The organism is Bacteroides sp. AM37-9, from assembly GCF_003603455.1.
Lineage (GTDB): Bacteria > Bacteroidota > Bacteroidia > Bacteroidales > Bacteroidaceae > Bacteroides > Bacteroides xylanisolvens.
Genome location: NZ_QTNF01000094.1, coordinates 388 through 595 on the forward strand (window position 1 = coordinate 388; position 208 = coordinate 595).

1 protein-coding gene is annotated in these 208 nt (G+C 43.3%); it reads right to left on the bottom strand.

From position 1 onward, the window contains the following. Positions 1-208, bottom strand: a 208-nt coding sequence (locus DW862_RS25660; RefSeq protein WP_165861979.1) for a transposase, incomplete at both ends; no start/stop codon positions are given.

Genomic DNA, 208 nt, shown 5'->3' on the forward strand with positions numbered 1-208 from the left:
TTTTGTACATGAAACCTATCAATCACCTGCATGGCACGTGGAAAGCACGTTTTGGCAATCTTTTGCATGCTCCCGGCCATATCCAGTGTAATTTCTTTGACCTGATTACGCAGCTCCTGTGGCATCTTTGTAAGTACCGCAATGATATCATCGGTTTTAGTGCCCTGAATTACAGCTATAATAGAACCTTTCCTACCTCGCTTATCTC